Source organism: Tabrizicola piscis, assembly GCF_003940805.1.
GTDB lineage: Bacteria > Pseudomonadota > Alphaproteobacteria > Rhodobacterales > Rhodobacteraceae > Tabrizicola > Tabrizicola piscis.
In genome coordinates, this window is the sequence record NZ_CP034329.1 from 69,445 (window position 1) to 84,354 (window position 14,910).

Sequence of the window (14,910 nt, forward strand, 5' to 3'; positions counted from 1 at the left end):
CTGTCCTCAGAGTTCGTGCCCGGTGTCGCGTTCGACGGCGCGGTCGCGCTGCCCCAGCTCGGCGGCGCGATTCTGTGCACGTGCCAGGTCTGCCCAGGGTCCAACCTCGCTCGTCGCGCCAAGGTCGCCCTCATTTTTCAGTTCATGCGCAACGGCCGCCCTGAGTGCCGGATCTCGGACCTGCTCGTTGAGCGGGGCGAGATCGCCGGACCGGACGCGGTCGAGATCTTCGGGTTTCAGGGTGTCGTGCAGGCGGTCGACGATGGCTTCCAGCGCGGGCACATCAGAGAGTTTCATATGGCGATCGACGGTGAGCAACTGGTCGCGCGCAATGGCCTCCGTCAACTCCGGCGCAAAGTTGAAAGCGGCGACTTCTGCCCGAACCTCCTGGCCGAGGGCGCGCTCCGTTTCCATCCAGAACACCTTTTGCATCGTGTTCGGCTGCTCCGTGATCCAGCTCGCCCGCTGGCCTTCGCTACGCTCGGCCAAACTGAAGCGGGCGACCATTTCCTCGACGGACGTGCCTGCTATGCGAAGCTCGTCTTCCCGGATCGAGAACAGCGCCGTCAGCCGTTCGCCGATCTCGTCGCGAACATGTGCAAGGGTTGCGCGCAGGCCCTCATCGAGGGAAACCCCCTCGGTCTGGCCATGCTCCAGTCGTGCAAGCGAGGCGAGGGTCGGGTTGTGGTAGGGATCGATGTTCTGGTCGGCAATTTGGGCATGCTCTGCCAGGAGGATGCTGTCTGGCGCGAGTTTCATCGAGGCGCGCGCCTGTTCGGCAAAGCTCCGTTCAAGATCGACCCGCTCAGCTGAAGGTTCCATGGCGCGAATTGCCTCCCAAGCCTCAGTGGCCGAAGCGATCATCTCGTTGCGCGCAGCCTCAACCCGCGCGGCGGGATCGCCTTCGGCATGAAGCGAGTGGTCGGGCATGAAAGGAACTCCTTGTCTGAGTGCGGCGGCGGACGCGCCAAGCGCCCGGGCCAGCCGGGAAAGGTAGGAAGCGGCACTCGCCTCGGTGCCGGTTGCGGCGGCAAGGTCGGCGAGGTCGCCAAGGGTCTCGTATTCGCGGGCGAAGCCCTGCAATGTGGCAAGCCGTCGGCTCCGCTCCCCGTCGGACAGCGGCGGCGGGGGAGGGGGCGTGGACTTCCCACCGTCTCGCGATGCGCGTAGCTCGGACTGGCGCGGCGGGTTCTCGATGATGCCGCGGGAAAGGCGCGAAGAGGCGAGGATGTTCAGCCCATGCGACTGACTGATTTCGGCGTGAAGCTCTCGCATCACATCGAAGTTCAGTGCGGCATGCCGACAGATCGATAGGAACCGGCCTTCCTCGATGCCATGCTTGTCGACCACGAAATGTGCGTGCAAGTGGTCGGTGTCCTTGTGAAGGGCCGCGACGTAGCGCCAGACATCCCCACATTCACCGGACCCGAACACCGCTTGCCCCCATTCCCGGGCGATCACCTCGGCGCGCTCGGCGTCCACCCCACGCGGGAAGCTCAGGACGATGTGATCGGCATGTCCCCGTCGCGGCGCGCCTGTCCAGGTCGAAGACCAGAGATCTGCTGTCCGCTCCGTTCGGGCAGGGTCAAAGTCGCGTTCATAGCCCGCCAGATTGCACCAGGTGCTTTGCACCCCCTCTTCCCGGGCCACATAGTTGAGAAGGCGCTTCAGCTCCTGCGGGGTGCGAGCACTCCCACCAGCGATGCGTTTGACGACCGACTGCCAGCCGCGTGGTCCACCAGCGTTTCGCAGAAGCGCCCGGGTCTGACGTTCTTTGCGCGTGCCGAGACGGGACGCGGCACCCTCGCCGCTTCCTCGCCCACGACGCAGGTCGTCGAGAACATGACCGAGAACCAGATCCTCGACGGAAGGAGACCGGTTCATTTCGATGCCTCGGCAGAGGGATCAGTCGCTACAACGAAAGGAGAGGTTTGATCACCAAGTCCCTGCTTGGCCCGAAGCGCCGAGAGAAGGTGGACGACTTCTTCAACAAGGTCATCGACCCGCGCTCCAACCTTGCGCACCAGGGCAGCATCACGGGCATTCCAGGTCAGACGCCCGACCGCCCCCAGTCGGGCAATCTGGTTGAGGTTGTTGCCGACGGCCGACAGCTCCCGCCTGGCCGAAGCGATGGCATCCAGCTCGTCTGCCTGGATCGCCAGACGATCGCTTGCCTGTCTGACCAGATGCCTGACTGCCTCGGAAACCGTCAGACCGCTTGCCTCGGCAACCGCCTGAAAGGCTGCATGCTCGTCTTCCGTGATGCGGATGTTCAGCTTCACCGAAAGCCGCCGCACCTCCTTCCGGTCAAGGCTGCCCTTGATCCGTGACAGCGCCTGGCGGGAACGGCCCATCGACCTCGCCACGGCCGCGACGCTCTCGCCAGCGAGGAGCCGCGCCGTGATGGCTGCAGTCTCAGTAGAGGTCAGGCGTGAGCGTGTCATTGTATCATTACATGTGTTTTGCCATCATAGCGCATCATGTACCACACACCACCGTTCCTGCCAACCGTCCTCACCGGCCAACCGTCCTCACCGGCCGGTTTCCGCTCCTCCGAAGAGGAGCCCGCGTGCGGAAAGCGGACAGCCGGTGAGGACTCAATATGGCGTCAGGGGTCGGCGGCTTGCCCGCCGACTGCGTCCCTGCGCCCCGGCCGTCAGGCCTCCGTGCAACGCGAGACCAAAGTGGTCGAGCGCCTTGAAACCTTGGGCTTTGCAGAAGTGTGCGGTCCCTCCATGAGGGCTGTTGGGACGGGCACGACAGTCTGAAGGAAGGGCTGCCCGGGAAGAGAAGGGGGGCCGGGGAAGGGGCCTCAAGATGCTTCAAGGCCTGCCCATTGCGGAAGATGGCCGACGATGAATGGCTTTGGGCATGAAGCCACAGGCTGGATCGGCGTAGCGTCAACCCGTCACTAGGCGAACTGGCAAGCAGGCCGACAGGCAAGCAGGCAGATTGTCCGGCATGCATCCGGTTGGCGGGTCATATTCGGGATCGTCCCTAGACGGAGGCCTGATGTCACCCTGCCTTCGGATCAGCCGTGCGGACAGGTTCCAACGCAGGCATGCGGCCTGTCACCTATGCAGGCATGCAGACATGCAACCCGTCATACGGGCCGGAAGGCAGATAGCCTCGATTGCGGCTAGGCCGAAGGAGTGCTCGGACGCCGCGCCGCAGCATCACGGCTGCGGGAATCCTTAGGAAACATGAAGGCTTCGGCGGTGTGTTACAACTTCCAGCACATGTCATTTGACGTTTCTGCAACCTTATGCCTAAACGGCGCACCGCACGTCGGTCGGATTAGTGACGCCTTTACAACGGCTTCGCTTGATCTTGGCTTGCCAGCGGTGCATCGCCTTCCGCAGCGTCATGAAAGAGCGCCGGGCGTCGGTGCAAGGGTATCGAGTACCGTTTGTGGAGGCGTCATTTCATGCAAGTCATTACCATCGTGCAGACCAAGGGCGGCTCGGGCAAGACCACGACCGCCATGCTTCTCGCATCTGCAGCACTGAACCTCGGGCGCAGCGTCACCCTGATCGACGGTGATGTGAACGCTCAACTCGGCCGTTGGCGCGACAGTTTCGAACTGGCCACGTGGGAGAGTGCGCAAAAGCCCGACTGGCCGGAGAGCCTGGCGATCCTCTCGCCACCGGAAAGTGTTGAAGGGCTTCTGTCGCTCCTCGAGGCCGAGGAAGCGCGCGGCGTCGATCTCGTCGTGATCGACACCCGGCCTGGCACCCACACCGACACCGAGGACTTCTGCCTGATCTCCGATCTGGTGCTGATCCCAGCCCGCCCCGTCTACGCCGAATGGGACATGACCCATCGCGCCGTCCTCTGGATGGACGACCTCCGCGCCTCGATTGCCGAGGGCGAGCGGTTCCCGGCGGTTCGGGTCCTCGTCATGGACGCGGGGCCGAAGATCATCGACGCCGCAACCCGGGAAGGGGGAATGGCTCAACTGCCAAAGCGCGACCAGGACGTGCTGCAAGAGATCCTGCGTCTCGACCATCTCGACGTGATCGTTCCGCATTCGAGGATCCTCGAACAACTCGGCTATCACGGCCCCCTTGGACCGGCGGCCCGCGCCAACGCCAAAGCACCCGGCGGTCGGCTGGTGGCGGATGCCATCACACGCCAGCTTGAAGTTGCGGAACTTGTCCTGACCGGGATCGACGAGGTGATCCCTGCATGAGCCGTTTCCGCCTTCCTGCACGTGTCGCACCCTCCCCGGCGGCGGAAGAACCGGGCCTGCAGAACTCCGCCGCACGGTTGCGGTCATCGCGCGAGGTGCAGTCGCGCATTCTTGCCGAACGGCGGGCGCCGGAGCAGGGAGGAAATGTCGAGGGCGTCAAGGCCCAGCTTCCCGACATGACGACGGAGCACTTGGCCGACCCGGAGTTTGCCGGGAAGAGGGAAGGGGAGAGTCGTCAGTCGCAGTCCCCCGCTTCGCCGCCCGAATGTGCTGCCAGTGGGTTGGCGAAGCCCCGGAAAGAGAAGCTGGTTGTCCTCTTTCGGCTGCCGTTGGCAGCCGAGAAGCAGCTTGAGCAGATCCCGGGCGCGGGCGACGTGACCCCAGCCTACATGTTGCGCGCCTTTGCCAAGGAAGCGCGGGCCGAACTGCGGCGGCTCTTGGCGGAAGATGATCTTGCGCCGCATGTCGACGAGGCGAAGCGCATCTTCACCATGGCAGCATCGGACATGGCGGTCGGCGAGCCGATGACCGTCTACGCCCAAGGCTCCGCGATCCGGGCTATGCATGCGGCACTTGATGACCCATGGCTGATCGAGCCCCGGGCGACGATCGTTGGTGCCTTCCTCGCCGCAATCGCGTCGCAGCTCATCGAGGCGCGACGCGTCAGGTAGACCTCACCCATGCAACAAAAATCGATGAGCTGCCTGCGGTTACTCGCAGGCAAGATCGGGCAGCGGCGCTGTCTCGAAGGTCAGGCTGTCAGCGCTGGTGACCATTGCGAACTCGCCGCCCGTGCGGAAGGTTGCCACCATTTTCGACCAGTCCGCTGCGTCAACCGATGCCTGTGCGGCGATGCCGTTCTTGACCGACAGACGGGCCTGTTCGCCCGACTTCGCGAGAACGACGACCATGTCAGGAGCGGCGTCTTTGTCGAAGCGAACCACGAGCGCGCCGTTGGGCGTTGGCCCGAAGACGCGATCCGGATCGCAGACAAGCCGCACCTCACCCGCCTCGCTGGTGAGCGCGTAGGTCGGCAGGCCACGCTCGACACCGACCGTCCAGGCGTCAAGCGCGTGGACGGGAACAGACATCGCCGCAAACGCGGAAACAGCCAGAACGGGGGACAGAACATGCATCGACAGGAAAGCCTTTCGTGGTTCGCGTGGCGACAGCAAAGCACCACTTCTGATGTCGTTAGATATGTTCTGACGGCGCCCCTGTCCATGACCACTAGCCGTCAGCGGATGACAGGAGGCCGGTATGGAAGAGGTCGCTAGAAGCAGCTCCAAAAGCCCGACCATCGATCGTCGCCTGTGGCGGATCGACCGCGGAGACCGGGAACTCGTCGCAGAACGGCATCGCACCGTGAATGGCCGTTTCAGGACCGTGTGGCTGGTCCCGGAAGAAACCCTGCGTGGCGTCCTCTGGGTCGAGGTTGTCGAGGAAACACCGGGCGATCCGTCACGATGACCCGTCAGCTTTATGAATCGGAGCGCATGGATCGATTCATAAATGCAATTGGACTTGGAGAGTAACAAGGCGGAGTCTGTGCAGGGGAGGACCGCCTTGGCTCTGGCACATCTGCACCGCATCGACCCTCAGGCCAACATGGCGCGGTTCTACTGCATCGATGTCGCGGCGACGCTGTTCGGAGACGTCAGCGTCTTGCGAACCTGGGGCCGGATCGGAACGCACGGGCGGACGAGTTTCGAGACCTGCACCACCGTGGAAGATGCTGAGATATCCGCGACTCTGACGCTCCGTGAGAAGATGCGGCGGGGCTACTTGCCTGCCGGCCAAATGCTGCCGCCAGACCTTGCGGTGTGAGATCTGTCAGACCTTGCGCTGAAGCCTGCCTTCCAGCTCGGCCCCTGCCTCGATGGCGATCTGCTCATGGGTGACATCTGCCTGCACGACTGCACTCGACGCGAGCTGAACGTTTCGCGCCGAGATCATTCCAGAAACCGCCCCAAGCACGACGAGGTCGTGGGCGACGACGGAACCTTCAACACGACCTGAACCAGCCACGGTGATCTCCGGCGCCCGCAGTGAGCCAACGACATTGCCTTGGACCTCGATCGGTCCACTGGAGGTGGCATCGCCTTCGACGACAAGGTCCTGCGCGAAGACGCTGCGACGAGCGTTCGAACTTGCCGGGTCCGGCCAACGGTCCAAATCGCCATGTGGAGTCTTCATCTTGGTGCTGCCTCAGCTCAACTTCGTACCGCACGACTGGACCAGAAGCGAAACGAAAGGGCAACGCGCGGCGCTGTGATCGGCGAAGAAGTGCAATAGCCGTCGGCGCTGCACAACACGTCCGACCAGGGTTGTTGCCGGTCGTCCCTCGTGAGCTATAGATTTTGTGTCTATCGTTCATCCGAGACCTTCGGACCGTTGGTTGTGTGGTCCACTGTTGGAACGATGACAATGAACGGCTAGGGTTTTCCTGTGAACTTCCGGCCGGGGTCGTGATGATGAAACACGAAGAGCGTGATAGCCCGACCGGTACCGCCTTCAACTTCAGGCATGAGCATGTCGAAGGCGAGATGCAGCGGCGCCTCGCTCTTCCCTTTGATGCCTGGGAACCCATCGGCAGGGGAGAGTCCCTAACAAGAAGAGCTCGAGCTCATCTTGCCCGCGTTGCCGGATTCGGCAACGGAGACATGGCCTGATACGTTCGAGTCGAACCCACTGGCCGACCGCGACCTTGTCGTCACAGCTGTCCAGATCCTATGCGTGACCGTTGGTCCGACTGCTAATGGGTGTAATTGGGTTCCGAATTGGGTTGCAGAAAATGGGTGTTATTGGGTATGAGATTGGATATGATCCAGACCCATACGCTCCGCATCACTCCGACCTTTCTCTCGATCATCGCCGAGATCGACGAGTTCAAAGGCGCATGGCGCGCACTCGGAAGTCTCGCCCCCGAGCGTCTGTCCGCCTTACGCCGTGTCGCCACCATCGAGAGCATCGGCTCTTCGACACGCATCGAGGGAAGCCGGCTCTCCGATCAGGAGGTTCAGCGTCTGCTCTCCAATCTCGACATCCAGACCTTCTCGACCCGGGACGAAGAGGAGGTCGCTGGCTACGCTCAGGTCATGGACACAGTCTTCGCTTCGTGGCGCGACATCGATGTGACCGAGAACCATATCCGCCAGTTGCACCGGGACCTCCTGCGGTACAGCAGCAAAGACCAGCGACACAGGGGGCCTGGAAGACCGCGCCAAACTCGATCGCAGCTTTCGACGAGGCAGGGCAGCAGCTTGGCGTGGTGTTTGAGACCGCCAGCCCCTTTGACACGCCGGGCCGCATTGCTGAACTGATCGACTGGTACAACGCCGCCACCCAGGACCATGATCTGCATCCGCTGCTACTGATCGGAATCTTCGTCGTGGTCTTTCTCGAAATCCATCCGTTCCAGGACGGCAACGGGCGTCTCAGCCGGATCCTGACCACCTTGCTGCTTTTGCGCTCAGGCTATGCCTATGTCCCATACTCATCCCTCGAAAGCGTGATCGAGCAAAGCAAAGAGGCCTATTACCTGGCACTGCGGCAGACCCAGGGGACGATCAGGTCCGACACTCCGGACTGGGGACCCTGGCTCGGCTTCTTCTTGTCCGCACTGCAGCGCCAAATGCTTCGATTGCGCTCGAAAGTTGAGCGTGAGCGGCTGCTGATGGGCAGCCTTCCGGAAGTTTCTGCGAAACTTCTCGACCTCGTGCGCGATCATGGTCGCCTAACAATCGGCGACGCCGAGCGCCTGACCGGCCAGAATCGCAACACGCTGAAGCAGCACTTCCGCACACTTGTCGCGGATGGCCACCTCAGCCTGAACGGTGCCGGGAGGGGGGCCTGGTACTCACTCCGATAATTTTGATTATGTAATTTGTATGCGCTGCATGCTGTCAATTGGCCAATCGCACCCGCACTACGCAAGACTTGGGGTCAGTCTTCTAGCGGTTACTCTGACGTCGCCAAGACAAAACAGCCTTCTCAATCTCTGCCTTCGGGACATCCCCAGCCCATCGATCCCAGAATTCAACTGTCGCGCTGTTTGGCTTGAACCTTGGCTCGCCGACCCGAACCCGCGTAGGCAGAAGGCTTGCGTCGCCGACAACAAGAGCTTCGCCTACGTCTAGAACAGGAAGCAGGTCCCCGAACCCTCCAAGGCTGTCAGGGAGGAGCCGCCGAATAACCGCTTGATCGTCTCCGTTCGTCAGGCGCATGGCAATTACGTTGTTGCACTGGCTCAGGACTGTGCGATTGACCTCGGAAGGCCGCTGGCTGATGACTACCAAGCCCATGCCGTACTTCCGTCCTTCCTTTGCGATCCGTTCGAAGATGCCGACCGAGATGTCGTCAACCCCGTCACGTCCCGCGCGCTCGGGGATGTAGAGATGAGCTTCATCACAGAATAGCGCAACAGGATGACGCGCATCGGCAGGCGTCCATTGCGTGATATTGAAAATAAGCCGTGCGATCAGGCTGACCATCAAAGGTAAAATGTCCGATGGCACCTCTGAAAAGTCGATGATCTTGATTCCACCATTCTTGTCGGCCTGAATACCTCTACTACCTGTCAGCAAGTGCGCCAGTTTAGGCAACCATTCCATGGTCATGCATTCTGCATGAGGTTGGAAAAGGAACCCTAGCCGTCGATCAAGTTGTTTCGCCTCAAATCGCGCGATCAAGCGACTGAGCTTGCCGTTAAAGTCTCCAGCCTTGTCTGTGCCAGGCTTGGCACCCTCAACTCTCTCCCTGTCCAAAAATGAGAGGCGCTCGAGTATAGCCTTCAGCGGAAACGGAACCGGACTATCCACCGTGAAGTTCGCTAAAACTTCTGAATGGCCGCCATCCTGCAGGAATTTTCGCTTGGCGTCAGTAATACTGTTCGCCATTACCATCGCCTGATTTGGTGCGTTCTGGTCAGAACGGTCAACAAAAAGCGACACCATGGCTTCGTAGCCAAGAAGCCAGTAGGGAAGATAGAGCACGCCCTGATCTAGAGCTACACTAGTCCCTAAATCACCAGGTCCAGCGACCCGCAGGTGTCGGAATTCAGGTCCACTGAGCGTTTTGTATTCCCCATGAATGTCGAAGAGAATAGCGTTGGCTTGATCCAGAGCGGCTACTTGATCCAGCATCCGAGCCGTTGTGTAGGACTTTCCTGAGCCGGTACTTCCGACCACAATCGCATGCCTTTGAAAGAGCTTGTTGCCATTCAGAAACGCTGTGGCGTTCTCATCGAGCGTGTATTTTCCCAGCTCAAGCTGCGGTCCGTCGCCCGTAACGTTTGATATGACCTGCATGAAGTCCGTAAGGCGCTTTCCCTCGAGGGCAAAGCAGTTCGCGTCAATTTCTGGCACGGTTTCCAGAGTGCGCCTGAAGACGTTTTCGGCCAGTCCAAGTTTAGCAATCAACGTGCCTATCAACGAAATACGAACAAGGTTGTTCTCAGGAAGCTCAATAATACCATCTGCTTCCACCGCTTCAGCGTCTGGTGTCGCGTCCGAGGCCTTCCGGGTTATCCTAGAGACAACGCCAACGAGATGTTGCCCGGCCTTGCTACTTTGGATCGCCACGAGCCTGTTGACCTGAACGCGCTTCAGTCGCTCAAGCTCATCGACGCGCACAACGACGATCGCGGTGTCTACGGCGATAATCTTGCCAAGCGCTTCGGCATCCTCGTAATCAAAAATCGGCATTTCAACCTCACAGAACTAGATTATTAAAGTTTTCCAGTGACCAGACATCGGAGCGCGCAACCGTAATTCCAGCTGGGTGGTCCGGAGAGTAGATGCGCGTGCCTTCGCCGTCCCGTTCAAGAGCCAAATAAGCTTGCCCTGCGCTCCCAGCGAGGAAGTTCTTCGCTTCGTCTGTCAGCGTCCGGGCCAAAATCACGATGGGTACATTCCTTTGTAGGCACCTTTCAACGATCTTCGGTTGGATATGACGATCTCGGAACCCATATCCGACGCAAAGAAAAGACGACGCTGCTTCTAGAGCAGCGTCTGCACCTTGGATTGCTGAGCGGAAAGGCTCATCATGGGTTCGCTCGAATTTGCTTACTCCTGGTGTCACGATTAGCGGATCGAATTTATCGGGCAACTCAGCCGATATAGGCAAGGAAACAACTTGACCTTTCGGGCCTGCAAACCAATCAAGCGAGCCATGCACTTTCCAAATTCTGACTGTCCTTGCTGGATGTGCACCCCGCCGGATCGTAACCGCGTCGGTTCCCTCTCTCGTGCGAATAAAGCCAGGAACGAAGCCGGTCGCGTGAATGTAGCCCACCATATCAGTCGCATACTCGGCGACCCGATCATAGTTAGGCGTGACGATGTTCATAACCGTATGGGTCGTGCGGAGCATCCCTTGGATTAGCCGAGACAGGTGAAAAGTCTCCTCGCCCTGAATGGCCCTCGACATGACGCCCAGGTCGTCTACCGCAATCGCCTTCCATGTCAGCGCTACGATCTTTTGCACTAGCGAGGGCGGCGCCGCTGTTTTCAAGAGTGCTTCCTCAAGCCCATCACCGTTAGCCAACGCAGTGCGGATCAACAGCCAAGCGTCCGCCTCTTGACCTTCGGAGGCGGTGACATTTTCCAAGAGAAAAGTTGCGAGCTCGCCCATTCCTCTTATTTTGTGTGGAACAGAAGCCCCGCTGCCCAAGATCACGACCGGGTGTTGCTGGAAGCAGGCTTGCGCTGCGCGGGCGACCGCCTCAAGTACCGTGCGGTCATCACTCATAGGCCGATCTCTGCGTCAGGTGCGCCGGCCTTGAGCGCATTCATGTAAGCCAGGCAAAGTTCGCGAGAGCGATACTGTCCGTTGAACGCTTCGCCCTCCTCTCGCTCGACGATCGGGAAGGTCGAGTAGATATAGCGGATCTCGTCACGGTCGGTGATCCCGTACAGATGGAAGAACACGGCATCCAGTTTTGCCCTCAACATCAGGCGGCGCGCGTCGTCCCAGGCGAACGGCTGAAGTACATTTCCGGCTTCATCGACGTAGCCCAAGTCTCTTGCGAAGGGCGCCAGATCATGTGCCGTGTAAGTCAATTCTAGCACTGCGTTGCGAATAACCTCGGCCGCCGTTTGGCTTCCAAACATCGTCTTCTGAAAAACCTCTGGCGGCGCAACAGGCAACTGTTCAAGCACATACCAACTTGCATGGTTGCTCAGGATTTTCGTGCGCGCGACGAAGTCGACCACCGTGCTGTTAAGAGTCGCAGCTAGAATGGCCTGCGCCGTTGCGCGTTCCAAAGCGTCGGCAATCTCAAACCGCAGCACAGGCAAGGTATGCCCCGCGCCGACCGGAGGAATGATACAAGCGATCAGCGACCGGCTGTTTGTCGTGGACGTGACGTCCTTGATCGCCAGTTCGATGTTCAGATCGCCCTTATCCAAGACATAGTACCGTGAAGCCGCGACATGGTCGAGATCGTGGCGTTGCTCGCCCGAAGTGACAGCGGCCTGTCCGCTGCGATAGAGGTTCTCGGCCACCGTGGTGATGCCCGACGCACGATGATCGAACGCCTGGACCATCTTGCCCTCGAACAGCGGCACCCAAATACCAGCGGCGCTGCGCCACCTTCCCCCGCCTTCGGGCCAAGCACCTTCCTTTTCCTGCAGCTCCTCGACGGTTCGGAACTGATCGGAGTCGTTGGCCATGTGGAATAGGGTCGTGTACTTTACCGGCCAGGCCTTCACCTCACTGCCGCCCGACCGGTTCACCAGGACGGGCAAGCGCTCGTAGAGCGCAGTAGCGATCTGGCGGTCACGGCTCGCCTTGTAGACTGGTGCGGTCATGCTGTTCGGGTTGACGAGCCGGAAGTGATCCAGACCCATCGTGAAGACCTTGGCCGGATCGTTCAGTTCGTCCAAGTCCCTCACGAAGGTCGCGAAACGGCATTCTGCAAACCGCCGCTCGCCGCCCGAAAACACCAGAACGCTGAACTTGAAGCGGTAGTAGACATCCGGGAAGAACAGTGGCCCGCTCGCGCGCTTGTTGAAAAAGTCGAAGTAGCAAGACGCTGCCTGCCCCTCTATCAAGCGCGAGAAGAAGACTTGAGAGGTCTGCTCGGTCGCGATGCCGGACGGAATCAAGAGGCCCACAACACCACCTGGTGAGACAATCCGGGCAGCGCGCTCGACAAAAAGCGAGTTCAGGTTGGTGTCACCGCCCGACAGCAAGGGATAGTCGCCACCTTTGCGAGCCATCTGACTGGCGGCCTCTGCCCTCGCGTTGGCCTTGGCGAAATCTGCAGCCAGTGGATCGCCCGCCGCCTCCAGCGCCTTGATCATCCGAGCCCGGTCTGCGGCGCGTTGCACCATCGCGATCTCGGGCCGCCGTGCAGCAAACCACTCCACCTGTTGAAGTTTCATACGGTCCCAAGGCGGGTTGCCTATGACCGCATCGAAGCCACCGGTCAAACCTTCGGCGTCCCAGTTCGACCAGATGCCAGGGAACGCAACCTGCCAATTCAGGAAGTTCTCTTCAGCTATAAGCTCCTGTGCTTGCGAAAAGATGCCAGCAAACAGATCGAACTTCTCGGCAGCGCTCATCTGCTTTTTCGTGCCGGCTCCAAGTTCCTTGGGCCGCTTCAGGCTTCGCTTGCCCATAACAATTTCAATCGGGTCCCCGAACTCGCCGTCGAAGAAGGCCGACAACGCCATACTCACGGGTTTGCCTTTGAGGTTCAGCCAGTCGAGCGCGTGGATGAAGGACAACAACGCGTCCAGCGGCGCTGTCATGTCTTTCACCTCGGCGAAGACGTCTGCAGAGCGATGCGCCTCCGCGATCTCGGCATCAGTCAGTCCTTCGACGATCTGCATCTTGGATGCAGCACGCAATGCACGCTGAATTGGATCATGCAGCAAGAGCGGGCTACCCCATTTTCCTGCCTTGTCGATCCCTGCCCGAACCCACGAACCGAAGAGACTGTCTCCGCAGCGCAAATGGTGATCGAGGAACGACAATGGGGCGCCGACAGTAAATGTGTGCAACCACAACGCCACCTTGGCGAGTTCGACTGCCATGAAGTTCTTATCGACGCCGTAGATGCAGCGTTTGAGAACCATGCGGCGAATAACGTGTCGATCATCGAGCTGCTGCTCGTCGATCGTCCACTTACGCGCCTCGGCGTTGGCCAAGATCGTGTTGCGGATCGTGTCGATCCGCTCGCCCAAAGGCGAGGCGTAGTCGCCCCAGTCCTCGGGCACCTCTGCCTCAGCTTCGGCCATCGCGGCAATGACCTGGTCCGCCATGAAGTCAACGAGGCTTACGAGAAAATGCCCGGATCCCATCGCCGGATCGACCACCTTCAGGTCTAGAAGCGAAGTCGCCGGATCAATAACCTTGAGAGAGCCGATCTTTCGATGTGGCGGCAAGTCAGAAGTCGCAAGCTCTGCTATGCGGGCACGAAAGGCCTCTTTGCGGGATGAAATTAGAGGCTCAAGTGTTTCAGTGAGAATAAGCTGCACGAGGTCATCAGGCGTGTAATAGCTGCCGGATCCTTTTCGCGCAAAGATGTTTGGACGGACAATCAGCTTGCCTCCATCCCGCGCAATATCGAATTCCAGAAGGCGTTCGTAGATGGAACCAAGCTGCTGAACAGAGAGGTTACGATAATTGATGTACTTTCGGCCGTCTTCGGTCCGCTCGAAGGAGAGCGCATCAATCACACGGGCCATCACATCATCCGGAAGCCGCACCCGCGTCAGTATTGGCGTCCGATCTTGATCGAAAAGACCACCATTATATGGTGGTAACCCAATTGAAGCGTCACCCTTGTCGATAGCCAGAAACAGGTCCGACATAGCCGACCAGTAGCGTGCGGCTGTGTCCGAAAAGACATCCCCACGATCCTTCCTATCACGGACATCGAGCCGCACTCGATTTCTGAGACCATAATCGTCGTATCTATGGTCCTTCACAGGCAGAAGGTCGCGATCCTCCGCATAGAGAATGAATAGAAGCCGGTAGAGAAGGATTAAAGCTCCTTGCCTGACATCTTGTAGAGCGGCATCGGGAGCTGCTTTCGCAATCGCTTGCGCAAGATCGGGAAACACTTCCTCAAAGACCTTTTTCGAAAGGTCTTCAGACACTCGCTTTTCGTAAAATTTACCCTCTGCGATGGCCCGCTCGTGGAAGGTTTTCGACTCGGCGCCAACTGCGGCAAAAGCCTCTCTACCAAACATAAGAATGAAGACACGCAACCAGTGCACGCGGTCATCGTCTGATAGCCTGAATAATCCGTCGTTATGGCCTGGAAGATTCAGAATTTGTGCGAGGTCCAGCTCAAGAAACTGCTCCGACACTGAGCGAGCGCCGGAAAAGTAGAGACGCCACTTTGCGCCGTTTGTAAGGATTCCCCAACGAAGAGACCCGGAGGTGACGTCGTCGATGCGGCGCAGATAACGAAGCATTTGCGTTGAAGGAGCAGTTTCCTCGCCGCGCTTACCTGATCGCCGATCAAGCGGACGCAACCACCTCTTGGATTCTACGATGGCCGAGCCAAATGAATAGCGCTTCCACTCCTGTCCGTGATTATTGGCTTTCTCTTTGGCCGAACCGTCTTGAAACAAGAGTCCATCAGGAACGTCATCACGACCCTTAGCAGGTCGCTGAAGAAGTCGCCGCCGCGGAACGGTTTCCTTTTGGCGGAGCTCTCCGGGTTTGGCTTCGTTCGTCTCTGCACGGAAAGCATGCCTGTT

General features: G+C 59.5%; 11 protein-coding genes and 1 pseudogene. 5 read left to right on the top strand and 7 right to left on the bottom strand.

Features of this window, described 5'->3' with window-relative positions; genetic code table 11:
* Positions 1-6: 6 nt before the first annotated feature.
* Together EI545_RS20660 and EI545_RS20665 are read right to left on the bottom strand one after the other, a co-directional pair.
* Entirely contained in the window at positions 7-1,884 is a 1,878-nt protein-coding gene (locus tag EI545_RS20660; protein WP_125327845.1) for a relaxase/mobilization nuclease domain-containing protein, read from the bottom strand.
* Positions 1,881-2,282 (bottom strand): plasmid mobilization protein, encoded by a 402-nt coding sequence (locus EI545_RS20665; RefSeq protein ID WP_164517413.1) that lies wholly within the window; start codon positions 2,280-2,282, stop codon positions 1,881-1,883. Before EI545_RS20665 ends, EI545_RS20660 begins: the two co-directional genes overlap by 4 nt.
* Before the next feature lie 1,145 nt (positions 2,283-3,427).
* Here EI545_RS20665 and EI545_RS20670 point away from each other — a divergent pair.
* Both EI545_RS20670 and EI545_RS20675 read left to right on the top strand, forming a co-directional pair.
* Complete coding sequence (locus tag EI545_RS20670) at positions 3,428-4,192, top strand: ParA family protein (protein ID WP_125327847.1); 765 nt, start codon at positions 3,428-3,430, stop codon at positions 4,190-4,192.
* Positions 4,189-4,863 (top strand): hypothetical protein, encoded by a 675-nt coding sequence (locus tag EI545_RS20675; RefSeq protein WP_125327848.1) that lies wholly within the window; start codon positions 4,189-4,191, stop codon positions 4,861-4,863. Before EI545_RS20670 ends, EI545_RS20675 begins: the two co-directional genes overlap by 4 nt.
* Positions 4,864-4,902: 39 nt before the next feature.
* Here the strand turns inward: EI545_RS20675 and EI545_RS20680 are convergent, their stop codons facing one another.
* Positions 4,903-5,283 (bottom strand): hypothetical protein, encoded by a 381-nt coding sequence (locus EI545_RS20680; protein WP_125327849.1) that lies wholly within the window; start codon positions 5,281-5,283, stop codon positions 4,903-4,905.
* A gap of 169 nt (positions 5,284-5,452) precedes the next feature.
* Between EI545_RS20680 and EI545_RS20685 the strand changes: the two genes are divergently transcribed.
* Positions 5,453-5,662, top strand: a complete 210-nt coding sequence (locus tag EI545_RS20685; RefSeq protein WP_125327850.1) for a hypothetical protein — start codon at positions 5,453-5,455, stop codon at positions 5,660-5,662.
* Positions 5,663-5,758: 96 nt separating this feature from the next.
* Entirely contained in the window at positions 5,759-6,019 is a 261-nt protein-coding gene (locus tag EI545_RS20690; RefSeq protein ID WP_245990433.1) for a WGR domain-containing protein, read from the top strand.
* 6 nt (positions 6,020-6,025) lie between these two features.
* On the opposite strand, the gene EI545_RS20695 is transcribed toward EI545_RS20690, so the two are convergent.
* Positions 6,026-6,388 carry a bactofilin family protein gene (locus tag EI545_RS20695; RefSeq protein WP_125327852.1) on the bottom strand — a complete coding sequence of 121 codons (363 nt, stop codon included), beginning with the start codon at positions 6,386-6,388 and terminating at the stop codon, positions 6,026-6,028.
* A 626-nt stretch (positions 6,389-7,014) separates the two neighbouring features.
* Between EI545_RS20695 and EI545_RS20700 the strand changes: the two are divergent.
* A pseudogene (locus tag EI545_RS20700) lies at positions 7,015-8,063 on the top strand (Fic family protein).
* Positions 8,064-8,145: 82 nt separating this feature from the next.
* Here EI545_RS20700 and EI545_RS20705 read toward each other — a convergent pair.
* The 3 genes from EI545_RS20705 to EI545_RS20715 are packed head-to-tail and all read right to left on the bottom strand — an operon-like array spanning position 8,146 to position 14,781.
* Complete coding sequence (locus tag EI545_RS20705; RefSeq protein ID WP_125327853.1) at positions 8,146-9,897, bottom strand: ATP-binding protein; 1,752 nt, start codon at positions 9,895-9,897, stop codon at positions 8,146-8,148.
* A 7-nt stretch (positions 9,898-9,904) separates the two neighbouring features.
* Positions 9,905-10,942, bottom strand: a complete 1,038-nt coding sequence (locus EI545_RS20710; RefSeq protein WP_125327854.1) for an SIR2 family protein — start codon at positions 10,940-10,942, stop codon at positions 9,905-9,907.
* Positions 10,939-14,781 (bottom strand): Eco57I restriction-modification methylase domain-containing protein, encoded by a 3,843-nt coding sequence (locus EI545_RS20715; RefSeq protein WP_125327855.1) that lies wholly within the window; start codon positions 14,779-14,781, stop codon positions 10,939-10,941. Before EI545_RS20715 ends, EI545_RS20710 begins: the two co-directional genes overlap by 4 nt.
* Positions 14,782-14,910 lie beyond the last annotated feature (129 nt).